The organism is Kitasatospora sp. NPDC048298 (assembly GCF_043201465.1).
Lineage (GTDB): Bacteria > Actinomycetota > Actinomycetes > Streptomycetales > Streptomycetaceae > Kitasatospora.
Map to the genome: position 1 here is coordinate 1,363 of NZ_JBICYZ010000102.1, position 25,002 is coordinate 26,364.

The 25,002-nt window shown below is 72.2% G+C and carries 27 protein-coding genes and 1 pseudogene; 12 read left to right on the forward strand and 16 right to left on the reverse strand.

The genetic code is table 11. The annotated features are described in order from the left end of the window. Nucleotides 1–504 precede the first annotated feature (504 nt). The 5 genes from ACGF0D_RS40915 to ACGF0D_RS40935 all read right to left on the reverse strand — a co-directional run bounded on the left by ACGF0D_RS40915 (nt 505) and on the right by ACGF0D_RS40935 (nt 6,095). Entirely contained in the window at nt 505–1,287 is a 783-nt protein-coding gene (locus ACGF0D_RS40915) for a maleylpyruvate isomerase family mycothiol-dependent enzyme (RefSeq protein ID WP_392883314.1), read from the reverse strand. A gap of 250 nt (nt 1,288–1,537) precedes the next feature. Then, entirely contained in the window at nt 1,538–2,479 is a 942-nt protein-coding gene (locus ACGF0D_RS40920) for a hypothetical protein (RefSeq protein WP_392925287.1), read from the reverse strand. Further along, on the reverse strand, nt 2,480–3,985 hold the full coding sequence (locus tag ACGF0D_RS40925) for a phenylacetate--CoA ligase family protein (RefSeq protein ID WP_392925289.1): 1,506 nt from the start codon (nt 3,983–3,985) through the stop codon (nt 2,480–2,482). Between the two features lie 125 nt (nt 3,986–4,110). Next, nucleotides 4,111–4,284, reverse strand: coding sequence for a hypothetical protein (locus ACGF0D_RS40930; RefSeq protein ID WP_392925291.1), 174 nt, complete (start codon nt 4,282–4,284; stop codon nt 4,111–4,113). Between the two features lie 254 nt (nt 4,285–4,538). Further along, complete coding sequence (locus ACGF0D_RS40935; protein WP_392925292.1) at nt 4,539–6,095, reverse strand: alkaline phosphatase family protein; 1,557 nt, start codon at nt 6,093–6,095, stop codon at nt 4,539–4,541. Between the two features lie 199 nt (nt 6,096–6,294). Here ACGF0D_RS40935 and ACGF0D_RS40940 point away from each other — a divergent pair, with 199 nt between their 5' ends. The 4 genes from ACGF0D_RS40940 to ACGF0D_RS40955 all read left to right on the forward strand — a co-directional run bounded on the left by ACGF0D_RS40940 (nt 6,295) and on the right by ACGF0D_RS40955 (nt 9,566). Beyond that, nucleotides 6,295–7,062: a GntR family transcriptional regulator gene (locus tag ACGF0D_RS40940; protein ID WP_392925293.1), complete on the forward strand. Its 768-nt coding sequence runs from the start codon at nt 6,295–6,297 to the stop codon at nt 7,060–7,062. A gap of 142 nt (nt 7,063–7,204) precedes the next feature. After that, entirely contained in the window at nt 7,205–8,224 is a 1,020-nt protein-coding gene (locus tag ACGF0D_RS40945) for a helix-turn-helix domain-containing protein (protein ID WP_392883321.1), read from the forward strand. A 135-nt stretch (nt 8,225–8,359) separates the two neighbouring features. Continuing rightward, nucleotides 8,360–9,115, forward strand: a complete 756-nt coding sequence (locus ACGF0D_RS40950) for an alpha/beta fold hydrolase (protein WP_392925295.1) — start codon at nt 8,360–8,362, stop codon at nt 9,113–9,115. Beyond that, nucleotides 9,108–9,566 (forward strand): MarR family winged helix-turn-helix transcriptional regulator, encoded by a 459-nt coding sequence (locus tag ACGF0D_RS40955; RefSeq protein ID WP_392925297.1) that lies wholly within the window; start codon nt 9,108–9,110, stop codon nt 9,564–9,566. The genes ACGF0D_RS40950 and ACGF0D_RS40955 overlap by 8 nt, the downstream gene beginning before the upstream one ends. Before the next feature lie 254 nt (nt 9,567–9,820). Here ACGF0D_RS40955 and ACGF0D_RS40960 read toward each other — a convergent pair whose 3' ends face one another. The 3 genes from ACGF0D_RS40960 to ACGF0D_RS40970 form a co-directional block, all read right to left on the reverse strand. Continuing rightward, nucleotides 9,821–10,567, reverse strand: a complete 747-nt coding sequence (locus ACGF0D_RS40960) for a hypothetical protein (RefSeq protein WP_392925299.1) — start codon at nt 10,565–10,567, stop codon at nt 9,821–9,823. A 59-nt stretch (nt 10,568–10,626) separates the two neighbouring features. Further along, nucleotides 10,627–11,634, reverse strand: coding sequence for a DUF4232 domain-containing protein (locus ACGF0D_RS40965; RefSeq protein WP_392925301.1), 1,008 nt, complete (start codon nt 11,632–11,634; stop codon nt 10,627–10,629). 94 nt (nt 11,635–11,728) lie between these two features. Then, on the reverse strand, nt 11,729–12,625 hold the full coding sequence (locus ACGF0D_RS40970; RefSeq protein WP_392925303.1) for a helix-turn-helix domain-containing protein: 897 nt from the start codon (nt 12,623–12,625) through the stop codon (nt 11,729–11,731). Between the two features lie 191 nt (nt 12,626–12,816). Between ACGF0D_RS40970 and ACGF0D_RS40975 the strand changes: the two genes are divergently transcribed. Next, complete coding sequence (locus ACGF0D_RS40975; protein ID WP_392925305.1) at nt 12,817–13,797, forward strand: alpha/beta hydrolase; 981 nt, start codon at nt 12,817–12,819, stop codon at nt 13,795–13,797. Between the two features lie 89 nt (nt 13,798–13,886). Then, nucleotides 13,887–14,093, forward strand: a complete 207-nt coding sequence (locus ACGF0D_RS40980) for a hypothetical protein (RefSeq protein WP_392925306.1) — start codon at nt 13,887–13,889, stop codon at nt 14,091–14,093. A gap of 146 nt (nt 14,094–14,239) precedes the next feature. On the opposite strand, the gene ACGF0D_RS40985 is transcribed toward ACGF0D_RS40980, so the two are convergent. Continuing rightward, nucleotides 14,240–15,673 carry a M1 family metallopeptidase gene (locus ACGF0D_RS40985; RefSeq protein ID WP_392925308.1) on the reverse strand — a complete coding sequence of 478 codons (1,434 nt, stop codon included), beginning with the start codon at nt 15,671–15,673 and terminating at the stop codon, nt 14,240–14,242. A gap of 23 nt (nt 15,674–15,696) precedes the next feature. After that, the gene (locus ACGF0D_RS40990) at nt 15,697–16,626 is read right to left on the reverse strand and encodes a M20/M25/M40 family metallo-hydrolase (protein ID WP_392925310.1); all 930 of its coding nucleotides are present in this window, start codon (nt 16,624–16,626) and stop codon (nt 15,697–15,699) included. Nucleotides 16,627–16,769: 143 nt separating this feature from the next. Between ACGF0D_RS40990 and ACGF0D_RS40995 the strand changes: the two genes are divergently transcribed. Then, nucleotides 16,770–17,489, forward strand: a complete 720-nt coding sequence (locus ACGF0D_RS40995) for a response regulator transcription factor (RefSeq protein ID WP_392925312.1) — start codon at nt 16,770–16,772, stop codon at nt 17,487–17,489. Continuing rightward, nucleotides 17,479–19,347, forward strand: a complete 1,869-nt coding sequence (locus ACGF0D_RS41000) for a sensor histidine kinase (RefSeq protein ID WP_392925314.1) — start codon at nt 17,479–17,481, stop codon at nt 19,345–19,347. Before ACGF0D_RS40995 ends, ACGF0D_RS41000 begins: the two co-directional genes overlap by 11 nt. 116 nt (nt 19,348–19,463) lie before the next feature. Here the strand turns inward: ACGF0D_RS41000 and ACGF0D_RS41005 are convergent, their stop codons facing one another. The 5 genes and pseudogenes from ACGF0D_RS41005 to ACGF0D_RS41025 all read right to left on the reverse strand — a co-directional run bounded on the left by ACGF0D_RS41005 (nt 19,464) and on the right by ACGF0D_RS41025 (nt 21,974). Continuing rightward, nucleotides 19,464–20,171, reverse strand: a complete 708-nt coding sequence (locus ACGF0D_RS41005; protein ID WP_392925316.1) for a class I SAM-dependent methyltransferase — start codon at nt 20,169–20,171, stop codon at nt 19,464–19,466. Between the two features lie 164 nt (nt 20,172–20,335). Continuing rightward, nucleotides 20,336–20,857, reverse strand: a complete 522-nt coding sequence (locus ACGF0D_RS41010) for a DUF6879 family protein (protein ID WP_392925317.1) — start codon at nt 20,855–20,857, stop codon at nt 20,336–20,338. Beyond that, nucleotides 20,838–21,109: pseudogene (locus ACGF0D_RS41015) on the reverse strand (hypothetical protein). Before ACGF0D_RS41015 ends, ACGF0D_RS41010 begins: the two are co-directional and overlap by 20 nt. Nucleotides 21,110–21,348: 239 nt before the next feature. Next, on the reverse strand, nt 21,349–21,609 hold the full coding sequence (locus ACGF0D_RS41020) for a hypothetical protein (protein WP_392925319.1): 261 nt from the start codon (nt 21,607–21,609) through the stop codon (nt 21,349–21,351). Beyond that, complete coding sequence (locus ACGF0D_RS41025) at nt 21,609–21,974, reverse strand: ATP-binding protein (protein WP_392925320.1); 366 nt, start codon at nt 21,972–21,974, stop codon at nt 21,609–21,611. Before ACGF0D_RS41025 ends, ACGF0D_RS41020 begins: the two co-directional genes overlap by 1 nt. A gap of 254 nt (nt 21,975–22,228) precedes the next feature. Between ACGF0D_RS41025 and ACGF0D_RS41030 the strand changes: the two genes are divergently transcribed. The 4 genes from ACGF0D_RS41030 (at nt 22,229) to ACGF0D_RS41045 (ending at nt 23,856) form a co-directional block, all read left to right on the forward strand. Beyond that, nucleotides 22,229–23,077 carry a helix-turn-helix domain-containing protein gene (locus tag ACGF0D_RS41030; RefSeq protein ID WP_392925321.1) on the forward strand — a complete coding sequence of 283 codons (849 nt, stop codon included), beginning with the start codon at nt 22,229–22,231 and terminating at the stop codon, nt 23,075–23,077. Between the two features lie 10 nt (nt 23,078–23,087). Next, entirely contained in the window at nt 23,088–23,279 is a 192-nt protein-coding gene (locus ACGF0D_RS41035; protein ID WP_392925322.1) for a DUF397 domain-containing protein, read from the forward strand. 58 nt (nt 23,280–23,337) lie between these two features. After that, complete coding sequence (locus ACGF0D_RS41040) at nt 23,338–23,529, forward strand: DUF397 domain-containing protein (RefSeq protein ID WP_392925324.1); 192 nt, start codon at nt 23,338–23,340, stop codon at nt 23,527–23,529. Between the two features lie 135 nt (nt 23,530–23,664). After that, nucleotides 23,665–23,856, forward strand: coding sequence for a DUF397 domain-containing protein (locus ACGF0D_RS41045; protein ID WP_392925325.1), 192 nt, complete (start codon nt 23,665–23,667; stop codon nt 23,854–23,856). Between the two features lie 133 nt (nt 23,857–23,989). Here ACGF0D_RS41045 and ACGF0D_RS41050 read toward each other — a convergent pair whose 3' ends face one another. Beyond that, entirely contained in the window at nt 23,990–24,547 is a 558-nt protein-coding gene (locus ACGF0D_RS41050; RefSeq protein WP_392925327.1) for an RICIN domain-containing protein, read from the reverse strand. Nucleotides 24,548–25,002 lie beyond the last annotated feature (455 nt).

Here is a 25,002-nt window from a genome sequence, read left to right on the forward strand (position 1 = left end):
CGGCGGGGGGGGGGGGGGGGGGCCCCCGCCCCCCCCCCCCCCCGCCCCCCCCCGGGGCCCCCCCCCCCCCCGGGGGGGCCCCCCCCCGCCCGGTCCCTCGCGGTATCTGCGCGAGGAGGACCGGCTATGCCTCGCCAGGCCTTCAGCTTGTTGATCAGGCGCTCGACGGTGTTGCGGTCCTTGTAGAGCTCGGCGTCGTGGCCGACGGGCCCGCGGACACGGACCTTCTCCAGTACGGTGATGAACTGCAGGCTGTCGGCGACCTGACCCTCGGTCAGGGCGAAGACCAGCGGGCGACACCTGCGCTCGCCGGCGACGTGGACCTTGCCGGTCTGCCCGCTCCTGGACCGCCCGAGCAGGGCGGCCTTCAAGCGGATCCTGCGGCGGCGCCGGATGCGCCGACGTTCTTCCGACTACCGGATCAGACCGCGCCGCGAGAGCAACTTCCCAGAGTGATCGCAACCGAATACGCACCCTGGGTGCGCGGTCCCACTCCAGGCATTCCTACTGCATGTCCCACTTCTCCAGCAGGTCGAAGAGGTGCCGGTCGCCTTCGAGCTTCAGGGAGTCCAGCGGGATGCGACCGTAGAAGGACAGGACCAGGTCGCTCGCCGTACCCCGGACGGAGGCGTCGACCGACTCCGGGTCCTCGCCGGCGGCGGGAGCGGATTCGGGCAGACGGAAGGCCCGCGAACCATCGGCGGAGAGCGCTTGGCGCCAGGAGCCGCCCTCGGTGACGTGATAGTCGACGACGGCGGGCTTGTGCGGCCAAGCGACCGTCGTGGTGCAGCAGGTGAACAGGAAGTCCTCGACACCGTCAAGCGCCACCTCCTCCGGCAGCGGCTCCGGGGCGCCCACAGTGAGCTGGGCGTCATAGGTGTGCATCGCGATCTCCTGGAGCTGGTGCCGGGCGACGGCGCCGCAGGTCCGCGGCGACTGCGACGAGCCCCACCACGCCCAGCACCCGCGCTCCGGGCCGGCCTCCCGCAACGCGTCCAGCATCTGCTGCGTCGACTCGGCCAGCCAGGCGAGCAGGGCCTCGCGCTCCTGCGGTGCGTCCAGGCCCTCTCCCGCCAACTTGCCCGAGGCGTCCGGCCCAGCCGCGACCGTGGCGGCCCAGGCGCGACGCCCCCCGCCCAGGTGGTGCACCAGGTCGAGCAGCGTCCACTCGGGGCAGGTCGGCACCTGCACATCGAGGCTGGGCGCGGAGGCGATCGCGGCCCGGAAGGCGGCCGACCGCTCGTCGATCAGGCGCAGCAGCTCAGGGAAGTTCAAGATCTTGGTCACCCGGGGTTTCTATCACTGTGCGGCGGAGACGCAACAGCGATTTTCGCGGGCCGGCCTCCACCTTCGCGGCACGCCCTGGCCTGGGCGTAGCTCGTCCACTGTCTGCACAGGAAGTCGGCCAGGCCGACTTCCTGTGCAGCGGCATGGCGACTGACGACAACGCGGCGAGGTGCGCTTGTGCCTTGGGGGTACCTCCCGGCCGAAGGCTGGGGGAGCGTCGCGGGCCCGGCAAGGATCCAGGAGACGGGCCCTACGTACCCGGGGGTGTGCCGTCGGGGACGGGGGCGGCGAGGGCGGCGGCGAGTTCGGCGGGTTCGGTGTGGGTGGGGACCTGGGGCGGGAGGGGGTGGCCTTCGCGCCACTGGGCGGTGGTGCGCTCGCCGCCGGAGCGGCGCCGCCAGTACAGGTGTTGGGCGACGATCAGCGGGCCGAGGGCGGTGAGCAGCGGGAAGCCGGTGGTGAGCCAGCCGGCGGCGAAGCAGGCGCTGACGGCGCTGGTGGTGAGCAGGCCGGTGAGGGCGGCGGCCCAGGCGGCGGTGCGGCCGTAGGCCTTGGCGGCGACCAGCGGGTACAGGACGAGCAGCAGGAGGTCGCCGAGGCCGACGGCGACGGGGGCCGGGCCGCCGGTGAGGACGAGCATCGGGGCGAAGGGGCGGTCCTGGACCTGTGCGAAGAAGCGGGTGGTGGTGTCGGTGAGGGTGGTGGCGGCCAGGTCGTAGCCGGTGAGGACGGCGGCGAGGGCGGCGGTGTGGGTGGAGCGCATGCCGCTCTGGGTCCAGAGGTTGGCGACGCCGATGACGGCGGTGGCGATGATCAGGTCGCTGCCGGCCCGGGCGGCGCCGGGGTGGCCGGTGAGGGCGGCGAGTGCGGTGGCGGCGGTGGCGGCCAGGGCGGTGGCCCAGGACCAGGGGGTGGCGCGCAGCCGGGTGGTGGCGAGCAGCGGGGCGAGGGTGAACTGGACGGCGAGGCAGCCGACGAGGCCGAAGACGGCGGAGACGGCGGCGCCGGGCAGGGCGGTGTAGAGCAGCGGGGCGAGGACGACGCCGGCGCACAGGACGGCGACGTCGGCGCCGGTGTAGACGCCGACCGGGGGGCGGGGCATCCGGATGCGGGCGAGGTACCGGGCGGCCAGGGTGATCTCGGCGGCGACGGCGGCGCTGAGGGCGGCCAGGGCGGTTGGGCTGACGTCCATTCAGTTCCTCCGCCTGCTGGGGTCGTTGATGGCGCCGCGATGGTCTGGGGTGCCGTGGCTGTCGAGGGTGTCGAAGGTGTGCTCGCGCAGGTCGGCGCGGACGGGTGCGGTGGGCGGCATTGCGGTGCGGTCGTCGTGGAGCACGATGTCGCACAGGCGCAGTCCGGCGGCGCGGGCGCGGTCTTCCAGGCGGCCGTGCAGGGCGGTGGCGGGCAGGCGGTCGACGAGCAGGTGCAGGCGGGCGGGTCCGTCGGGTCCGTCGGGGCCTTCGGTGAGGGCGTGGCGGGCGGGCAGCGGGACCTCGGGTTCGGCCTCGACGAGGTCGAGGACGTCGCGGGTGGTGACGGTGCGGCTGAGCGGGCCGTTCCAGCGGCCGAGGATCTCGGAGGTGGCGGGCAGGTGGGCGAGTTCGCAGGTGGGCGGCTCGGCGGGGAGGCGGACGAGGTCGCCGGTGGCGTAGCGCAGCAGCAGGGTGCAGTCGCGGTAGGGCACGTAGGGGGTGTGGACGACGGTGCCGGTGGCGCCGGGGGCGGTGGGTTCCCAGGTGAGCGGGTCGAGGACTTCGAGGTGTCCGAACTCGGTGGTGTGGTGGAGGTGGCCCTGGGTGCAGGGGGTGGCGCCGGAGGGGAGGATCTCGGTCATCAGGTAGGCGGAGGTGATGGTGGCGCCGAAGGCCGCTTCGGCGCGGCGGCGCAGTGGTGTGGAGAGCACCTCGCCGCCGACGCTGATCGACCGCAGGCCGAAGTCGGCGCTCTGCCACTTGTGGTGCTCGGCTTCCTGGACCAGGGCTGCCAGATAGGAGGCGGAGGTGGTCAGGTGGGTGATCCGGGGGTCCTTGCCGGGCAGGCCGAGCGGGGCGGCGAGGCGGTCGAGGGCGACGGCGGGGCCGACGGTGCCGAACTGGACGAAGCCTGCTCCGGCGCGGGTGGCCGACTCCTCGGCGTTGACCAGTGGCATGGTGGCGCGGGAGCAGCCGGCGTAGGCGACGGTGTGGCGGGGGCGCAGGCCGAGGCCGAGGACGGCGGAGATGGTGCTGAAGGCGACGGCGCACTCGAGTTCGGCGCGGGAGAACCAGACGGCGGTGGGGGTGCCGCTGGTGCCGGTGGTGAGTGCCATCAGGACGGGGGTGGCGGCGTCGGAGACGAAGGCGGCGGGCATGGCGCGCAGAGCCTGCTTGGGGGTGACGGGGACGCGCGACCAGTCCTCGGGCTCCAACGTGGCCGGGTCGAGGTCGAGTTCGGCGAACTGCCGGCGGTAGTGGGCGGTGTGGCGGGCCGCGGTGCGGGCGGTGGCGCGCAGGCTGCGCCGGGCGACCTCGCGCCGCACCTTCGGGTCGACGGGGCCGGTCCGGCCGGGCAGCAGGGCGGAGTCCTCGCCGGGTTCGCCGAACTCGGCGATGGTGGCGACGAGGTCGCGGGCAAGGCGTTCCAGGTCCTTGGGCCGTATCCGGCGGTTCGTCAGGATGGCTGCGCCGTAGCGCAGTTGGCTCAGCGCGGTCGCGAACATGCAGGCTCCCCGGGCCAGGGTCGGACGGTGGGCCACCCGGCCCCGGCCGGGGTCGACCGGGGCCGGGGCGCCGATCGGATCGGGCGATCGATCGGATCAGGCCATCGGTCGGGTCGTCGGTCGGATCAGACCATGTGGAGGAACATCGCGGCGGTGAGGGTGCTGAAGGCGTACTTGAGGTAGTGCTTGACCATGATCGGTTCTCCCTCGTACGGGCCGGCCGGGCGGCCCGGCCGGGCGCGGCAGCGGATGCCCGTGGCCGGTTCCGGCTGTCGGGCAACGGCAGTATAGGGACGCACCGGCCGCCCGCAACAGCCCATGTGCACGACCAACCTTCCGGCTGTTCACGTCAGTTGGGGATCGCCGCCTCGGGACGCCGGGAGCGCTCAGGCGTCGGGGCCGGTCAGCACTCCAGGAGGGTGCAGGCCCAGTGCATGCCGCGCCCCATGCCGGCCGGGGCGATCCTGACCAGCACCGACACCGGCGCCCTCGCCAAGGCGACGGTGGTGGGGGCGGGGCCCGGTGCCCCTCCCCCACCCGGCGGCCGTGCGGCTCAGGAGGCGGTGAAGCCGACCTGGTCGACGGTCCAGAAGGCGCTGTTGGTGCCGGTGTAGCGGAACTGGAAGCGGGCGGTGGTGGCGCCGGCGGGGACGGTGACGGGGAGGTTCTCGACGGTGTTGAGGTCGCTGCGGTAGGACTTCACCAGCTGCGGGGCGCCGTTGTCGAAGACCACGTAGACGTCGCCGGTCTGCGGCCCGTCGATCTTGTAGTTCGTCGCGAAGGACAGCACGCCGCGGCTCGCGCCGGAGACCGGGTAGGCCGGGCTGACCAGGGTGGAGTCGAACTGGCCGGCGCCGTGCGCCTTGTCGTCCCACTCGTCGGAGTCGGCGACGGCGAACACGTTGCGGGCGCGCACGTTGGTCTCGCGGGACTGGGCGAGCTGGGCGGCCGTCCAGAACTCGTCGGTGGCGAAGGTCCAACCACGCCACTCGGTGACGCCGCCGCTGGGCATGCGGGAGTTGTCGATGCTCCAGCCGGCCGGCGGGGTGTGGGTCCAGCCCTTCACCGTGGCCGGGATGCCGCTCTCGTCGGCACGGGTCTGCAGGCTCGGGCGCAGCGCGTCGAAGTCGTCGGGGACGATCTCGTCGATCGGGCGGCCGTCGAGCTTCCAGGCCGGGTCGATGGCGGCGCCCTCGTGCTTGAGGACGGTGGGGGCGATGTCGACGGGCTTGACGTCGTAGCGGCGCGAGCCGGGGGTGTAGCCGGTGCCGTTGGCGATCAGGAAGGTCTGGCGCTCGTTGGCGCTGTTGCCGCCGTGGCCGCCGGCGTCGGTGTGGCCGTGGTCGGTGGTGACGATGATCAGCCAGTCCTCGGAGGCATACGTGGGGCGGGACTTGACGGCCTGGAGGACCTGGCCGACGAGGGCGTCGGCGGAATGCAGGGCGGCCGCGTACTCGGGGCTGGTGCCGCCGTGGTTGTGGCCGGCCTCGTCGACCTGGTCGAAGTGCAGGAAGGTGGTGTCGGGGTTGCCGTGGGAGAGGTAGTCGACGGCGTCGGCGGCGGTCTTGGTGTCGTTCTCGCTCTCCTGGAGGCGCAGGTCGGCGCGGCCGTTGAAGACGTTGCCGGCGATGGGGTTCCAGGAGCCGATCACCAGGGTGGAGTTGCCGGGGTCGGCGTTCTCCAGGCGGGTGGCGAAGTCGGGGTAGAGGTCGAAGCGGGAGCCGGTGAAGGCGTTGTCCTTGACCTGGTGCTTGTCGGGCCACACGCCGGTGGCGATGGTCGACCAGCCGGGGCCGGAGAGGGTGGGCGCCAGCGGGTTGGCGTAGAGGTTGCTGGTGGCGGTCATGCCGCCGTTCATCAGGGCCTTGAGGTTGGGGGCGTCGGCGGTGAGCAGCTTGTCGTAGCGGGTGCCGTCGACGCCGATGACCAGAGTCTTGGCCTGCTTGGTGCCGTTCGGCAGGCCCTGGTACGGGCCGGCGGCGGTCGCGGCGGAGGCGGAGGCGGACAGCGGGATCAGCGTGGCGACGGTGGTGGCGACCGTGACGGCGGCGAGGGCGGCGGAGCGGGCGGAGCGGGAGATGGGGCGGGAGGTGGGGCGGGAGGTGCGCAACGGAGGGGCTCCCAACTGGTCGTCAGTGCGGTGCATTCGCACCGGGAGTGAGGATGGGTCGGCCGGGCGAGGCAGACCCCTCACCGAATCCACGGTTGTATGAACAACCGCCGAAATTCAGACCAGACCCGTTACGCTTTCGTGATCAAAGGCCCCGGGGCGCCCGTACGGCCCACGGGGCGCTCGGTAGGCTTGCGCGGTGAACCACCCCATCCCCCGGGCCGCCCCCGAGCCCGCCCGCGCCGGCGTCCCCGAGCACGGCCGGGTGCCCAAGTACTACCTGGTCAAGGCCCGCCTGGAGGAGCTGATCGCCGAGCTGGGCCCGGGCGGGCGGCTGCCCACCGAGGCCGATCTGGCGCAGCGTCACGGCGTCGCCCGGGCCACCGTGCGCCAGGCGCTGCGCGAGCTGCTGCTGGAGGGGCGGCTGCGCCGGCAGGGCCGGGGCACGGTGGTGGCCGGGCCGAAGATCGAGCAGCCGCTGTCCCTGAGCAGCTACACCGAGGGCGTCTCGCGCCAAGGCCTGCGCCCCGGCCGCACCCTGATCGCCCTGGACCGGCTGCCCGCCGACGCGGCGACGGCCCGGTGCCTGGAGGTCCCCGAGGGCGAGCCGCTGTGGCACCTGGAGCGGGTGCTGCGCGCGGACGAGGAGCGCGTCGGGCTGGAGTCCACGTACGTGCCGGTCGCCCGGGTGCCCGCGCTGGAGCGGGACTTCGACCCGGAGGGGTCCTTCTACGGCTACCTGCGCGGGCAGGGGGTGCGGATCGGCGCCGCCGACGAGCGGATCGAGACGGTGCTGGCCACCCCGCGCGAGGCGCTGCTGATCGGCACCCCGCCGGCGCTGCCGATGCTGCTGCTGCACCGCCGCAGCCTGGACGCCGCGGGGCGCCCGCTGGAGCAGGTGCGCAGCCTCTACCGCGGCGACCGGTTCAGCTTCACCCTCGCCCTCGGCGCACCGGAGGACGACTGACGGGGGCGTACCCGGACTGACCTCCTCCGGCCCGACCTTGTAGGTTTCGGTGTCACCGGCTGCGAGGTGCCGGTGACACCGGGTGGGGAGGGAGGGCCCCGGCCGGGCAGGGGGACGGGCCCCCGGAAGGGATGGGCGGACGGTGGCCACGAACACGGAGAGCGTGTTCCGCAGCGAGGGCGTACCCGTGAAGGAGCGGTTCGACTGCTGGCGGGAGCTGGTCAGCCGCACCCGGGACAGCGACGTGACCAGCGAGCACCGCGACGACTTCCGGGCAGAGATGCGGCGCCTGGAGCTGGGCCCGGTGACCCTGCTGCGCAGCTCCTTTCCGCCGACCCGCTTCCACCGCACCGCGCGCCGGGTGCGGCACTCGGACCCGGAGGCCTTCCACATCACCCTGCTGCTCGACGGCGGTTTCACCCTGACCCGCGACACCGGGCGCACCGAGACCTTCGGGCCGGGCAACCTGCACATGCTCGACAGCTCCCACCCCTTCGACCTGCGGTCCTTCGGCACCCGCGCCGCCAAGGCCCCCGGGGCCCCGCGCATCGAGGCCGTCGGCGTCGACTTCCCCCTCGCCCTGCTGCCGCTGGCACCGCACCGGCTGGAGGACCTGCTGGGCCGCGGCTTCTCCTCCCGGGAGGGATCCGGCGCGCTGGTCTCGGACTTCCTCCTCAGCCTCGACCGGCAGGCCGCCGCCCTGGGCCCGGCCGAGAGCCCCCGCCTGGGCGGCATCGTGGTCGACCTGGTGACCGCCTGGCTCGCCCGGGAGCTGGACGCCGAGGCCGCCGTACCCGACGACACCCGGCAGCGGGCCCTGGTCGAGAACGTCCGGGCCTTCGTCGGACGCAACCTGCCCGACCCCGAGCTGACGCCCACCGCGATCGCGGCCGCCCACCACATCTCCGTCAGCTACCTGCACCGCCTGTTCACCCGGCACTCCGGCGGCGAGACCGTCGCCGCCTTCATCCGCCGCCGCCGGCTGGAGCGGGCCCGCCGCGACCTGGCCGACCCCGCGCTGCGCGACCTGCCCGTCCACGCCGTTGCCACCCGCTGCGGCCTGCCCCGCGCCGCCGAGTTCAGCCGCGCCTTCAAGGCCGCGTACGGCCTCTCCCCCCGCGATCACCGCCTCCACGCCCTGGCCGGGACCGCCGGAGGGTAGCCGCACAGGCGGCGCGGGGCTGTCCCGACCCCGGCCCCGGCCCCACCCCCAGCCCGCCCCCGACCCCTCCCCCGACGCCTCCCCCGACCCGGGCCAACATGTGTCACGACACATATGTCGTGTAACCTGTCCGGTATGAGTACTTCAGAGAAGATTCCGACCCTCGTCTTCGTCCCCTGCTTCTCCGGCGCCCCGTGGAGCGCCGAGCAGCTCGCCCCCTACGGCGACGCGCCCAAGCGGACGCTGCGCCTGCCCGAGGGCGTCGACGACATCGAGCGCTACGCCGACCACGTCGAGGAGGCGGTCGCGGACCTGGACGACTACGTGCTGGTCGGCGACTCGTTCGGCGCGAACATCGCACTCGCGCTCGCCACCCGCCGTCCCGAGGGCCTGCGCGCCCTGGTCCTGTCCGGCGGATTCGCGGCCAACCCGGTCGACTCCAAGCCGTGGAAGGCCCTGATGCGGGTGATCGGCAGGGCCCGCGGCCCGCTCTACACCCAGCTGACGCTGCGGGCCCACGCCCACCGCCTCGCCTCCCCGTTCGACGGCGAGGGACAGGTGCCCTGGAGCGAGGCGCGCAGCCGCGAACTGTTCCTCGCCAACACCCCGGCCGCGTCCTTCGACGCGCGCGTGCGGGCCAGTCTCACCGCCGACTACGTCGCCGCGCTGGGCCGGGTCGAGGTCCCGACCCTGCTCCTGACCCCCTCGCACGACGTGCTGATCGGCGAGGACGCCTCCAGGATCATGCTCGCGGGCATCCCCGACGCCCGGGAGGTCGTGCTGCCGCGCACCGGCCACATGCTCCGCTTCTCCCACCCGGTAACCTACGCCGCCGCGGTCGAGGACTTCCTCGCCGCCCAGCCGACCCCCCGGAAGGACATCGATGCGTAAGGCCGAACACCTGCGGTTCGCGATCCTGGCAGCCCAGCGCGAGGGCAACCGGCTGCTGATCCAGGCCCTCAAACCCCACGGCATCACCCCGTCCCAGGCCGAGGTGCTGCGCCTGCTCCAGCAGCACGGCACCCTGAGCCTCAACGGGCTCGGACAGCTCCTGGTGTGCGAGAGCGGCACCAACCCCAGCCGGCTGGTCGAACGCGTCGTCGCGGCCGGGCTGGTCGAGCGCCGCACCGACGACACGGACCGCCGCTACCTCCAGCTCAGCCTCACCCCCGAGGGCGAGCGCCTGGCCACCGAGGTCGCCGGGATCGAGGAGTTCCTCTACGGCGCGATGGACGCCGCCTGCGAGGGCCTGGACACCGACGCGATGCTCACGTTCCTGCACAGGTTCATCGATCCCCTCCCCTCGGGCGAGGCCCTCAACAAGCGCCTCACCCTCGACTGACGCCACCGCCGGCACCACGGCCGTGAACGCGAGAACCCCGCATCATGGGCACCCGATGCGCACGAGCAGGCGGGAATCCCGGATCAGTGCACGCAATGCCAAGGACTGTCCACTCGGTGCCAACACGGCGGGGTACCTCCCTGGCATGCTCATCGAGGAACACCGCGCAGCGGAATCTCAAGTTCTGTTTCCATGCCGGCGGCCCGGCACGCCACGGGGGAGCGTGCCGGGCCACCGGATTCCGGCGCGGCCTGTCAGCGGGCGGACTCGTGGGCGAAGACGGCCTGGCCGATCGCCTTCTGCAGCGGGTCCAGGTGCTTGTCGACGAGGGTCTGGTAGTCGGCGGTGCGGCCGTCGGACCACTGGCCGAGGCCCGCGACCATCGCCCGGCCGGCGCCGGAGAACATCTGCACCATGCCGCTGTCCGGGGGCAGGGTGGTCAGGCCCGCGGAGGGCGGCGGGGCCTGGGCGCCGACCTGGTAGTCGTCGAAGGCCATGCTCAGCGTGGTCACCAGGTGGACGGTGTCCACGGGGTCGGCCATGGTGAAGACGGCCAGGTTGTACTGGTTCTTGGCGCTGTCGGTGTACAGGGCGATCTGCTCGCCCAGGCAGCCCTTCGACGCGCGGATCATCCCGATCAGCCGGGGGCCGACCGAGTCCGGTTCGACGCAGGACGGCATGGCCTTCGATCCGATCCTGGTGTAGACCTCGCCGCCGGCCGCCGTCACCCGGGCGGGGAACAGTTGGTCGAGCGGCAGCAGGGAACCGGCCGAGGGGGTCGCGGAGGCCGACGGGGTCGTGAGGGCCGCGGATGCCGAGGGAATCGCGGATGCCGCCGACGACGACGGCGCCGCGGCGGCCGGGGAGGAGTCGCCCTCGTCGTCGGCGGGCTGCAGCAGGGTGCAGGCACCGGCGGTCAGTGCGGCGGCGACGGCGGCGAGCGCGAGGTTGCGCGGCCAGACCCGCTGGGACTGGGGCTGGTCAGGATCGGTGTGGGACATACCGCCGTACCGTAGTGATCATGATCGCAGCGCTTGACGACGGTCCGATCACAGTGCGATCACATTGCCGGTGACGGCTTGTCGTTGCTGTCCTCCCTGACCCAGGCGCCGGCGCCGAGGCGTCCGGTGGTGCCGAGGTCGAGTTCCGGGGTGACCATGACGGGGGCCGCGTCGGGGGTGGCGCGCACCCGGACGTAGGGGGCGTTGAGCGGTTCGCCGGCGCCGGCCTCGGTGGTGTTGCGCCACACCAGGGTGGTGCGGGCGCCCTCCCCCGGGCGCAGGTCGATCCGCCGGGGCGGGTCGTCGGCGCCGGTGCCGGTGGCGATCTCGGCGCCGCCGCGCAGGACGCGCACCCCGTCGAGGGGCTTGTGGTCGAGGTCGAGCGGCTGGACCTGCGGGTAGCCGTCGAGGGTGACGGTGGCGGTGCCGCAGTTGCGCAGGTGCAGCCCGACCACGCGCAGGCCCATCGCGGCGTCGCCCTCGTCGGCGTACAGCCGCAGGCCGGAGGCCGGGCAGGGGCCGCCGGCATTGGGCGCCTCGGCGGTGGGCACGCTGCGGACCTTGAGGAGTTCGGGCTTCGGCACGCGGGCCTCGGGCGGTGTCAGGGTGGGCGGCTGGCCTGTCCGCGGGGTCCGGCCGGGCGTGGTCAGGTCGATCCGCCCCTTCTCGGTGGCGCCTGGGGCGAGCCCGGTGACGGTCCGGGTCAGGTTCCCCACCCTTCCCCCGGGGCCGCCGAACACCGCCGCCCCCTGGCCCGGATCGGGGCCGTTGAACACCACGGTGAAGTCGTACGGTTCGCTGTTCGGGTTGGTCACCTCGTACTCGAAGCAGGTGGGCCCGGCGGCGGTGATCCGCGCCCCGCCCTGGGCGAGCTTCGTCGGCTGCGGCACGCCGCCGGGCGCGGTCGGCGCCGGGGTGCCGCACGGCGCGGGGCTGCCGGAGGCCTCCGGTTCGCCGCCGGAGCCCGCGGTCGTCGCGGTGCCACAGCCCGCGAGCAGCAGCGCTGCGGCGGCGAATGAGATGTGACGAACCGTCAGCGGGCGGCGGGGCGTGGAGGACTGGCGCATCGAGCGAGTCGATCACGCCGCGCGCCGGACGGCAGTGAGCTGCGCCACTTCGTGTGCAACAGACCTGCCACGATCAGCGCCGGCGGCGCGGTTCTCATCGCGTGGGGTCCTGCGCCTGGTCGGTGCTGGGCTGCCGGTCGGTGTCCGGTTGCCGGGTGGTCCACGAGGTGAGGATGCGCAGGGCGTCGTGGGAGGGGCTGCCCGGTTCGGCGGTCAGGACCATGAGGCGCTGTCCGGAGCCGTCGGGGCTGGTCCAGGTGTCGCAGTCGAGGGTGAGGTCCCCCACCAGGTGGTGGCGGTAGTGCTTGGTGCCGTAACCGGCGCTGTTGACGCGGTGTTCGGCCCACCAGGTGCGGAAGTCGGCGTCCTGGAGGGACAGTTCGCCGACGAGTCGGGCGAGGTCGGGGTCGCCGGAGTCGGCCGCGGCCTCCATGCGCAGCGCGGCGACGGCTTCCCGGGCGTCGTGGGACCAGTTCCGGTGCAGTTGCCGGACGACCGGTTCGGTGAACAGCAGCCTCAGGTAGTTGCGGTGGTGGGGCGCGAGGGCTGCGAAGTCGGTGTAGAGGGCGGTGGCGGCGGGGTTCCAGGCCAGGACGTCCAGGCGTCTGCCGAGGACGAGCGCGGGGGTGTCGGTGAGCTGGTCGAGCAGCCGTCCCATGGCGGGGCGCAGGCGTTGGGCGGGGCGGCGGGGGCGGGGGCGGGCGTCGGTCCGGCCGGCGAGTTCGTAGAGGTACGTCTGCTGGTCGTCGTCGAGGCGCAGGGCGCGGGCCAGGGTGGTGAGCACGGGTGCGGACGCCCGGACCCGGCCCTGTTCCAGCCGGGTGTAGTAGTCCACGCTGATGGCGGCGAGCCGGGCGACCTCCTCGCGGCGCAGCCCGGCGACCCTGCGGGCCGTGTCCGTCTCGGGGAGGCCGCACTCCCGTGGGGACAGCTGGGCCCGGCGGGCCTTGAGGAAGGCGCCCAGCGCCCGGGAGTCGGAGTCTGCGGTCATGCGTCCAGTGTCGGTGTGCGGGGGCGGGCGGGGCACGTGTTCCGAGGGGGCAGGTTCTTTCCCGGGCACAGGTCTGACGCTCCCGCGCGGACGGCGGGTGGCCGAACGTGGAGGCGTGCCCGGCAGGGCGGGGCCCCGGGCCCCGGCGCCGGTGCGTCACGTCCCGTCACCGTCCCAGTGGAGAGCGCCCCATGGCCCGCACCGCCGTCCGTACCGTCCGTACCGTCCGTACCCTCCGTGACGTCCGTGAGGTCCGTGAGGTCCGTGACGTCCCTACCGTCCGTTTCGACAGCGCCGGCATCACGCTCGTCGGCCACCTCTACACCCCGCAGGCGCCGGCGCCCGGCCCGCGGCCGGCCCTCGTGGTCGGCCACCCGGGCACCGGCGTGAAGGAGCAGACCTCCGGCACCTACGCGCGGCTGCTGGCCGAGCGCGGCTTCGTCACCCTCGCCTTCGACGCCGCCCACCAGGGCGAGTCGGGCGGCCTGCCACGGGGCCTGGAGGACCCCGCCCAGCGGGTGGAGGACTTCAAGGCCGCGGTGTCCTACCTCTCGGCCCTCGACGAGGTCGACGCCGGGCGGATCGGCCTGCTGGGCATCTGCGCCTCGGGCAGTTACGCGCTGGCCGCGACCGGCACGGACCGCCGGGTCAGGGCCGTGGCCGCCGTGTCCACCGCCGAACCCGCCCGCCAGTTCCGCCTCGGCGCCGACGGTACCCAGGACCCGGCCGTCTTCGAGGCCCTGCTGGACGCGGCCGCGGCGGCCCGCGGCGAGGACCCCGGGGCGCTGCCCGTGTTCCCGGAGACCGCCGAGCAGGCCCACGCGCTGGGCGGACGGCACGGCGCCGAGGGCTTCGCGTACTACTGCACCCCGCGCGGCGAACACGAGCGCTCCGCGAAGACCCTCGCCTGGGAGAGCGTCGACCGGATGGCGCTTCACGACGCCTTCCTCGCCGTCCCGCTGATCGGCCCCCGCCCCGTCCTCCAGATCATCGGCGAACACGCCGTCACCGCCTGGATGGCCGTCGAAGCCCACCAGCGCGCCACCGGCCCCAAGGAGCTCCACCGGATCGCGGGCGCCGGCCACGTCGACCTCTACGACAAGGAGGAGTACGTCGCCCCGGCCGTCGACAAGCTCGCCGACTTCTACACCGCCCACCTCGCCACCGGCTGACGGCCGGAGCCGGGTGATCCTGCCGAGATCCGTATGACAGGATCGACAGGCCTGACGCCGTCCGCGCAACGAGCCGGAGGACCCACGACATGTCGGCATCACCGGAGTTCCGCGGCTTCGACCTGGTGCGGCGCGGCTACGACCGCCCCGAAGTCGACGACTACCTCAGGGTTCTGTCCGAAGCCGGTGCACCGCCGCCCGTACCGGCCTTCCGGATCAGGTGGCGGGGCTACGCCCCCGAGCAGGTCGACGCGCGCATCGCGGACCTCCTGCACGGCAGGGGCGGCAGCGCGTGACCCCGCGCAGGAGGTCGGCCCGGCCGACCTCCTGCGCCATGGGGTGTTCGGTACCCCGACGACGTCGCGCGTCAGCTCGCCGAGGCGCGCCGCCGAGCCTGTCCGAACGGTTCCCGCCGAGCGCGTGGTCGATTGTCGGACATGGCCTATCCGCCGGCCAGCGGGGCCAGGGTGCCGGGGTAGAGGTACTCCTTCGGCGGGATCGTCGTGCCGTGGGCCCAGGCGTCGAAGAAACCCTTGAGGTCCTTGCCGGACACCTTCGCGGCCAAGGCCTCGAACTGCGGGAAGGAGGCGTTGCCGTAGGCGTGGTCGGCGGTCCAGCGCTTGAGGGTGCCGAAGAACGCGTCGTCTCCGACGGTGCGCCGCAGGGCGTGCATCATCAGGGAGCCCTTGAAGTAGAGGGCCGCGCTGAGCTCGTTGCCCTGGCCGGGGTCGTACAGCCTGGTGGACCAGTACGCCGGGTTGTTCCTGTTCTCTTCGATGTTGTGGGCGTAGAAGGTGGTGTCGAGGTTCATGCCCCTGTGCTCCTCCCACAGTTGGTTGGCGTACTGGGCGACGCATTCGGCGATGCAGCCGTCGCGCCAGTCGGTGAACGAGACGCTGTCGCCGAACCACTGGTGGGCGATCTCGTGGACCGCCGCGGCGTCCCAGAAGTAGCTGGTGTAGGTGGGTCGGCTCTGGGTCTCCAGGTCCGGCGCGCCCGTGCCCGACACCTTGGGCTCGCCACGGACGATGGCGCCCGCGGAGGAGAACGGGTACGGGCCGAACGTCGAGGCCAGGAAGGCGAGGATCTCCGGCTGCTGGGCCTCGGTCGCCTTGGCCATCTCGTCGATCGGCACGTCCGGGCCGTAGGCCGTGATGACCGGTGTCCCGTCCGGCAGCTCCGAGCGGTGGACGGTGAACCTGTCGATGGCGACCGTGCTGAGGTAGGTCGCCATCGGCTTGTCCTCGCGCCAGCGGAAGGTCGTCGAACCGCCCGCGCTGGTGGTCGGACCGGGCCGGCCGTTGCCGATGGCCGTCCAACCGTCGGGGACGGTCGCGGTGAGCGAGAAGGTGGCCTTGTCGGACGGGTGGTCGTTGGACGGGAACCAGGAGGTCGCGGAGTGCGGCTCGCCCATCGCGTTGACGCCGCCGGATACCAGCAGGTGCCAGCCCTCGGGGTCGGGCTCTCCCGCGTACACCACCCGCACCGCGAAGGTGGCGCCGCCGGCCACGCGGCGGGCGGGTTCGATGTCCAGCTTGTGTGCGCCGGAGCGGGAGAACGACTTCGCCGGGATGCCGTTCACGGTGACGGAGGCGACCTGGAAGCCCTTGAGGTCCAGGGAGAGGCGGTCCAGCGACCGCAGGGCCCGGGCGGTGACGGTCGTGTCGCCCTTCAACAGGTCGGGCCGGGCCGGGTCGTAGGCGATCCGGACGTCGTAGTTCGCCACGTCGTAGCCGGCGTTGCCGTCGTCGGGGAAGTAGGGGTCGCCCGCCCCGGCCGCTCCCGCGGGGACGGCGGCCAGGGCGACGCCGAGGGCGGTGGTGGCCGCCACCAGGGCGGCGGCCTTGCGGCGGTGGTGGCTCAGTGGTGCGCGCATCTGCGGCTCCTGGGGACGGGTGGTCAGGACTGGGCGGGGGCGGGGGCGGCAGGCGTCATGGCGGCGAACTGCCACACCACGCCGATCAGGGCGTTGGTACTGGTCTCCTGCGTCGCGGGGTCGACGTTGGCGAGGTTGTCGCACGCGCTGTGGAGGCAGTCCGAGACGCCGCTGCTGAACCCGGACGACGGGATGCCGGCGTCCCCGAACGACTGGGTGTCGGAGCTGTCCAGCGGGATGTCGAACGTGGCGAGGCCCCGGGCGCCGAACCAGTTCTCGAAGGCCTGGAAGGCCGCGGTCCCATCGTTCCTCGCGTCCTTCACCACGAGGTACTGCTGGACGTTCCTGCTGCCCGCCTGGTCGAGGTTGAGGTACAGGTCGATGGCCTTGCGGTCGGCGGCGGACAGGTTCTTGACGTAGTCCGCCGAGCCGGCCATCCCCAGCTCCTCCGCTCCCCACCAGGCGAAACGCAGGTGCCGCTCGGGCTTCAGCTTGGCCTTGGCCACCTGCAGGGCGGTGGTCAGGACGGCCGCCGAGCCGGAGCCGTTGTCGTTGATCCCCGGGCCCATCGGGACGCTGTCCAGGTGGGCGCCGGAGAGCAGTACGTGATTCGGGTCGCCGCCCGGCCAGTCGGCGATCAGGTTGTAGCCGTCCTTGCCGTCGTGGGAGAAGTGGCGCAGCTGCGTCCGGAAGCCGGCCCGGTCCAGGGCCTGCTTCACGTACGCCACCGACTCCGCGTACCCCCGGGTGCCGTGCGCTCGGTTGCCGCCGTTGCGGTCCGCGATCCGTTGCAGGGCCTGGAGGTGCGGCATCACCTCCGCCGCCGTGACGGCGGGCACGGCGGGAGCCGGCCCGTGAGTGGCGGCCGTCGCCGCGACGGCGGGGACGGTGGACAGCAGCAGGGCCGCCCCGAGGGCGCGGGCGGTGAGGGACACCGGACGGGGGGAGGGCATCACACGGGAGCCTTTCGGAGGCGGGGCCGGGGCACTCCCCCGGCGGGTTCCACCCACCCTGGTCCGTCGGTGTCAGGAACTTGTCGAGAGGCTGTCGTGAACCGGTGGGAGTGCCTTGCGGAGGGCGACTTACGATCATCCTCATGTGCGCACATGTCGTGGTCGCCGAGGACGATCCCAAGCAGGCCGACCTGGTCCGCCTGTACCTGGAGCGGGAAGGGCATCGCGTGGTCGTCGTCCACGACGGCCGCGCCGCGCTGGAGCAGGCCCGCAACGGCCCCACCCAGCTCCTGGTCCTCGACGTGATGATGCCCGTCATGGACGGACTCGACGTCTGCCGCGCCCTGCGCGCCGAATCCGCCGTCCCGGTACTGATGCTGACCGCCCGCACCACCGAGGAGGACCTGCTGCTCGGGCTCGACCTCGGCGCCGACGACTACCTCACCAAGCCCTACAGTCCCCGCGAACTCGTCGCCCGGGTCCGCGCCCTGCTGCGCCGCGGCTCTCACCCGCTGCCCCAGGACGCCGCCCCGCCGCCCCGGCCGGCGGTGCTGACCACCGGGGCCCTCACCGTCGACCCCCTGCGCCACGAGGTCACCGCGGACGGACGTCCCGTCAGCTGCACACCCGGCGAGTTCCGGCTGCTGGAGGTACTGGCCGCCCAGCCCGGCCGCGTCTTCACCCGGGCCCAGCTGCTGGAGCACCTGCACGGCATCGACCGGTACATCACCACCCGGACCGTCGACACCCACGTGATGAACCTGCGTCGCAAGATCGAGCCACAACCGCGGCGCCCCACACGCCTGTTGACGGTCTACGGCATCGGCTACAAGCTCGCGGAGGGGCCGCGCGGTGCGTCGTGACACCCCGCCGCACCGCAGCCTGCTGCTCCGGCTGCTCGCCCTCTCCGCCTTGGTCTCCCTCTGCTCCATCGCCGCGACGGCCTGGCTGACCGCCCGCACCACGACGGGCGTGATCAGGCAGGAGCGGCGTCAGGCCCTCGCGGACCAGGTCCGGATCTACCACGAACTGCTCGGCTACGCCGCAACCCACCCCGACTGGACCGGCGCGGAGTCGACCGTGCGGCGGCTCGCCGCCGACACAGGGCAACGCATCCTGCTGGCCACACCGCGCTTCGATCCGGTCATCGACTCCGCGGCGTCGGCCCCGGGCGCGGGCGCAGGCGCAGGCGCAGGCGCAGGCGCCGACCACACGGTCCTGCCCCACACCCCCACCACCACCGTCGACCCGCTCTCCGTCGACCTCGCCATGCTGCCCGACGCCCCCGCCGACCGGATCGACGCCCGCGCCGTGGGCCCGTTCCGGCTGACGACCGCCGAGCGCACGGCCATGGAGGAGGCCGCTCGCAACCGGGCCGGCTGCCTGCGGTCGGAACTGGGCGTCGAGGCGACCGTCACCGACGACCCCGCCGGACACCCCGTGGTGAGCGTCCCCGGCGGCCCGGCCCCCGCCACACGCTGCGCTTCCCCCCTGGTACTGGACGCCCCGACCCGCACCGAGAGCGCCGCCCTCGCCGACCTCACCGCACTCGTCAACGCCTGCCTGGAGCGCCAGCAGATCCGGCCCGTCACGCTGTCCCTGGCACTGCAGTGGTCCCCGCCCCGTGACCCGGCTCAGGAACAGGCGATCTCCGCCTGCCTCGCCAACTCCCGCCGGCAGCAACTCGTCCGGTACGTGGCACCGCCCGTGCTGCTGTTCGTCGGCGCACCCGCCGGGGCGGAGGATCCGGGCCCCGTCCTGTCCGCCCCTCACCGCGGGCGGGTCGCCGAGGTCGCCGCGCTGGTCCTGGCCGTCACCGTGGCGATCACCACAACGGTCGGACTGCGGCTCTCCCGGCCGCTGAACGCACTCACCCGCGCCGCCCGGCGGATGACCGACGGGGACCTCTCCGCCCGGGTGGCCACGACCGGCCGCGACGAGATCGCCGGACTCGCCGCCGCCTTCAACGCCATGGCGCAGCGCCGCGAACAACTCGAGGAGCTGCGCCGGGCGATGGTGGGCGACATCGCGCATGAGCTGCGCACCCCGCTCAGCAACATCCGCGGCTGGCTGGAGGCCGTCGAGGACGGCGTCGTCACCGCCGACGACGCCCTGACGAGTTCGCTGCTGGAGGAGGCCCTACTGCTCCAGCACCTGATCGACGACCTGCGGGACCTCGCCGCCGCCGACGCCGGCGAACTCGCCCTGCACCGCCGCACCGTGGACGCCGAGGACCTGCTCGCCCAGGTCGCCACCGCCCACCGCGCCGGGGCACGGGCGTCGGGCGTGAGCCTGACCGTCGAACCGGTCGCGGCCACGGCCGGGTACGAGGTGTTCGCCGACCCGGTGCGTCTGCGCCAGATGGTGGGCAACCTGGTCGCCAACGCCGTCCGGCACACCCCGCCGGGCGGCACGGTCACCCTGCGGGCCCGCCTGGACGCCGACGCCCTGCTCATCGAGGTCGCCGACACCGGCAACGGCATCGCCGCGGCGGACCTGCCGCTGGTGTTCGAACGCTTCTGGCGGGCCGAGAAGTCCCGCAACCGCCAGAGCGGCGGCAGCGGTCTCGGCCTCGCCATCGTCCGGAAGCTCGCCGAGATCCACGGCGGCGACGTCCGCGCGGCCAGCACGCCCGGCACCGGTTCGGTGTTCACCGTGCGCCTTCCCACCACGGCTGCTGCCCCGCCGAAGACCACCGGCGGCCGGCGGAACGACCGTTGAGGGCGTTCGGGGCATCAGGCCCGCGCACCCGAGGGACTCGCCGGCCGGGCACCGCCCGCCACGTAGCCGCGACGGCTTCGCGGGCCTTGCTGTTGCCGGCGCCGTGAAGGCCTTCCTCACGGCTGCCGGTGGGCCCGGAGAAGCAGCGTGTCGGCCGAGCGTACGCCCGAAGTGGCGGGCGGGAGGCGGTCGATGCCGATCGCGGTGAACCCGGCCTCGTCCAGCAGCTTCGTCCAGACGTGCTCCTGGAGTACCCAGCGGCGCATCGTCGCCGGAGTACCGTCCGGGGTGCGGGCCGGGATGTCGGCGTGCCGGACGTCCGGCTCGGCGGGCGCTCCACCGACGTAGTGGCCCAGGGTGGAGGCGGCGAGCAGCCCGCCGGGACGCAGGGCGCGGGCGGCCGCGGGCAGCAGTCGGCGGGGGTCGGCGAAGTCGAGACCGCCGAACACCGAGTAGAGGACGTCGTACTCGTCCGGGTGCGCCTCCAGGTGTTCGATGGCGTTGGCGTGCAGGGTGCGCAGGCGCGGCGCGAGATGGCCGTAGAGGTCACGGGCCATCGCGTGCTGAGCCGGAGAGGCGTCGATGGCGTCGACCCGGGCCGGGGCGCGGTGGACGACAAGGTGGGCGGCGTGCCGGGCGGCGCCCGCACCGAGGTCGGCCAGTACGAGGCCGGTGACGTCCCCCAGCACCTCGCTTCCGGGCCCGCCGTCCTGGGCCCAGACCCAGGGGAAGGCGTCGGGGACGGTCCGGTCCGCGTCGGCGCGGGCGCGGCCGTAGTGGTGCCAGAGGTCCGACGCGGCGGGGTGGGCGGGTGGGGTTGTCACTCGGGCCATCCTGGTGCCCCCGGCGGGTCCGGGCGCAGGGGTTCGGGCGAAGACCACCCTTCCGTGTCGCGGTGGTCCCGACCGGGTCGGGACCACCGGGATCAACCGCTCGCAGCCGGGTCGTCCGCCTGGTCGTCGGCGGCGCAGGCCCGGCACCAACTCGACTACTCGGGCGCGTACTCCTGGTGCGGGACGGCGAGTTCCCAGAGCGAGTCGAAGGCCGCGCCGAAGAACCGCAGCAGGCCCGGTTCCGTGGCTTCGGAGACGACCTCGCGGCAGTTGAGCTCACCGTCGCCGGTGAAGTGGTTGACGACGGCCTGTGCGTCGTCGAACAGCCAGAAGTCGTTGGCGGGGAGCGGGGTGTCCCGGATGTCGGCCCGCCGCAGCCAGCGGACCTGTTCGCCTGCCGCGATGTTGAGGTAGGTCACGTGCTGCTCGTACTTGATGTAGTCGGTGACCGGCGCCGAGACGATCCGCAGCCGCCGAACGGCCACGCCGCGGGACACCGCTTCACGGACCGCTTCACCCCAGCCCTGGAACCACTCGGGCCGGTCTTCAGGAACGTAGCGGTGGCCGAGTCTCCAACGCTGGAACTCGGGTTCGCTCTCGCCGTAGGCGTCACGAAGTTCCAGGTGAACGGCCGTGCGCGTTGCCTTGGCCAGCCCGTCACGGGTGGGCGTTGTCACGTGACTCCTTCGCGTCCTCACGCAGGGCAAGGATGTACTGGATCATGTCGGCGGGCAGCCGGAACACGCCCTCGTGATCCGGGATGCCCGTAGAGTGCCCGGGATGGAACCGACCTCCTGGGCCTCCCTGATGGTGGCCTCGTCGGCTTTCCAGGACTGAATCACCAGGTCGCCGGTCGCCTCGTCCAGCCAGATGGTCGGCGAGCCGTCATCGGGGGTGTTCGGGTAGATCGCCAAGGACTTCAGCGTCATGGCGACCTCCTGTACCGAGTGGATTCCACGCAGTTCCACGACCATTGCCCCACCGGTGAAGGGCCGTCAAGGGCGCGGGTGGAGCAGTGCCGCAGCCCCCGGCGCGCGGGCGGCGGGGGCGGCGGGCGGAGGCGGTCAGGCGTCCTCGTCGGGCGTCGGGGCCGCGCGGAGGGCGGTGACGACGCCCAGGGCGACGGTCGCGAAGGCGAGGGCGAGGAGGACGGCGAAGGCCGTCCCGATCAGGTATCGCACGAGGTCCTGCGTTCGGCGTCGAGGAGCAGGGTGAGGAGGTTCAACAGAGTCGAGGCCGGCGCGGTGTTGAAGCGGACCAGGACGCGGCCGTCCATGGTCCTGTCGGTGTCGATCGAGGGGAAGATGAGGCCGAACTCGCGCCCCCGCTCCCGGACTTCGTCCAGCAGGGCGCGGATATGGTCCTCGGTGTAGTACCGGATCCGGGGGTCGGTCGGCAGCATCGGGTGACGGCCGGGACGGTAGACCATCAGGCGGCGTCCTTCAGCAGCTCGAACCACACGGATTTGGCACGCTCATGGGGGTCGACGCCCCAGCGGTGGGTGAGGGCCTCGACGAGCTGGAGGCCGCGCCCCGACTCGGCGAGCAGGGACAGCGGCGGGGCAGAGGGCAGGACCGGGCTCTCGTCCGTGACGGAGACGCGGAGGGAGTCGCCGACGGAGATGATCTCGACCAGCGGCGCGGGGGTTTCGGTGTGGCGCCAGGCGTTGACGAGGAGCTCACAGAGGGCGAGCTGCGCGTCGGAGATGAGGGAGGGGGCCCAGCCGACACGGGTCATGGTGTTGTGGAGGGTGTGGCGGGCGATGGCGATGGTGGGCGTGTTGATGTGACGCATGGGAGTTCTCCCGAGGCGTGAGTGAGGGGGAACCGGCGGAACATGTGTCGCCGTGAGCCAGGCCGGCGGAATTGGGCGTGGCTGCTCTGCGGTGCTTGCTAGCAGGCGTTACTGACGATCTGTCGGATCGATGTGAGATCGACCATACTCCATCGGAATCACATGTGATCCCAATTCCGGATAGGTTCACCCCCAAGTGGACCCTGCGCACAACAGCGCGGCAGACTTGGTCCACACTGGCCAGGAAGGTTCGAATGCCGCCACGAGCAAACCCCACGCTGCGTCAGCTGCGCATCGGTACCGAGCTCAGGAAGATGCGTGAGGCCGCCGGCCTGTCGACCACCAACCTGAGCAGAGCGCTCGGCATCGACCGGACTCAAGTCAGCCAGATCGAGGCGGCCAAGGTCGGCGTGAGCCCCGAGCGACTCCGTTCCTTCGCAGCTGCCTGCAAATCCATGAACGAACCCTTGATCGACGCGTTGGAAGCCATAGTCCTGGACCGCTCCAAAGGCTGGTGGGAGGAGTACCGAGGCACGGTCCCGGACGGCTTCCTTGAGAACGCCGAGTTGGAGAAGACTTCCCACGAGCTCAAGTTGTGGCTTCTCACACACATGCCAGGGCCTTGCCAGACCCTCAGCTACGCCTCGGCCGTCTTCGGGCGCGTCTTTCCTCCCCTCCCCCGACACGAGCTGGAAGCACGCACGGCGTTCAGAATGCAACGCAAGGCAGACCTGCGCCGCAATCCGAAGCCGACGACGCTCTTCATCTACGAGTCAGTTCTCTGGACACGGTTCGGTGGCACTCCGATCCTCAAGGACCAGCTGTCCTCACTGCTCGAAGACTCCGAGTTGCCCTGGCTGACCGTCCGAGTCGTGCCCTTCGACATCGAGACCTTCCCCGGGGCTGCCGAGAACCTCACCTACTCCTTCGGCGCCGTCCCTGAACTCGACACAGTCGAACGGGAGTCCTCCCACGGACCCGAATATCTCGACGCCGCCAACGAGCTGAACAGCTACCGCTACATCTTCGATCGCACCGAATCCTCCGCACTGAGCGAGACCGACTCTCGTGACTTGATCCACAAGATCGCACAGAACCTATGAAAGGCCCGACATGACCGACACCGATTGGCAGAAGTCCTCCTTCAGCGGCAACGTCGAGAACTGCGTGGAGGTCCGTTCGGCCGCCGAGGCGGTCGAACTCCGCGAATCCGACGAGGGCCACCTCATCCTCCGCACCACCCCCACCGCCCTCGCCGCCCTCCTCCACGGCATCAAGACCGGCGAGTTCAACCACCACGCCTGAACCTTGACCGGCCCCTCGCGCATGCTTGCGCGAGGGGCCGAATCCCCCGGAGGCACAAATGACCGACACCAAGTGGCAGAAGTCCAGCTACAGCGGGGCTTCGAGCGAGTGTGTGGAGGTTCGCGCCATCAACGGGGCGGTCGAACTCCGCGAGTCCGACGAGGGCCACCTCATCCTCCGCACCACCCCCACCGCCCTCGCCGCCCTCCTCCACGGCATCAAGACCGGCGAGTTCAACCACCACCCCTGAACCCTTGCAACCTCCCCCTTTGCGCAGGAAGTCGGCCTGCCCGACTTCCTGCACAACCACCTCGCTTTACCGCCTCGTCTCCACCGCCCCTCGCGCCTGACTCAGCGCGAGGGGCCGACTCCCCCGGAGGCACAGATGACCGAGACCGAGTGGCAGAAGTCCAGCTACAGCGCCGCAAACAACGAGTGCCTGGAGGTCCGCACGGTCAGCGGCGCAGTCGAACTCCGCGAGTCCGACGAAGGCCACCTCACCCTCCGCACCACCCCCACCGCCCTCGCCGCCCTCCTCCACGGCATCAAGACCGGCGAGTTCAACCACCACGCCTGAACCCTCCCGGCCCCTCGCGCACGCTTGCGCGAGGGGCCGACTCCCCCGGGAGGCATAAGCACCGGGTACAAGGGCGCAGACAGCGCAACAGGGCCTACTGGTAGCTCCACCAGAGGCCCTGTCGTACAGCTTCTTACGCCAGCTGCCAGCGGCGCGAACGGTCGTTGTCGCAGTTGTACTGAACGAGGGTGACGTTGTTGTCGGCGGAGACCCCTCCGGCCACGGTCGCGCACTTGCCCGTCTTCACGTTGACGAACTGGTAGGAGCTGCCGTCCCCGTTGCTGAGGCGCCAGCGCCGCGAGGAGTCGTTGTCGCAGTTGTACTGAACGAGGGTGACGTTGTTGGCAGTGGAGACTCCTCCAGCCACAGTCGCGCACTTGCCCGTCTTCGCGTTGACGAGCTGGAAGGTGTTGTTGCTCCAGTTGCCGAGATACCAGTGCCGCGAGGCGTCGTTGTCGCAGTTGTACTGAACGAGGGTGACGTTGTTGTCAGTGGAGACTCCTCCAGCGGGGGTCGCGCACTTGCCCGTTGCCATGTTGACGACGTGGAAGCCTGCCTGTGCAACCGCGGGGTCGGGGAGCAGCATCGAGCCACCGGCCACAAGAGCCGACGCCGTCAGAAGACGTGCCAGAGTATTCTTGATCACAAGAGTGCTCCTCTCGAGATTCCGGGAGGGTGGAGACGGTCTCATGTACAGCCCCGCGCTGCCGGTGCGGACCGCGAAGGGTTGCCGGCGCAAGGGAGGGGCGAAGTGGCTCCCTGCCAGGGGCCCTGCCGTTGTCGCCAGACCAGGACGACCAATGGCACAAGGCCCACCGGCGGCTTGGCCCACACTCCGGCGCGCGCCATATGGCCACCGTGTCCACTATCGATTGCCGCTATCGGACCCGCAACCGGAACCACGTCCACGACAGTCAGGCCCTGATCCCGCTCGTTGACGCCATCCCCCCAGCGGCGCGGTCGAACTCCGCGAGTCCGACGAGGGCCGCCTCATTCCCCCCACCACTCCCACCGCCCTCGCAGCCCCCTTTTGCGCAGGAAGTCGGCCTGCCGACTCTGCTGGCGAAGTCGGTTGGGGTGAGTGTGGGACAGTAAGTTCCTTCCGGTTTTGGTGGGTTGGCGGTTTGCGGGGTGGGTTGTGCTGCG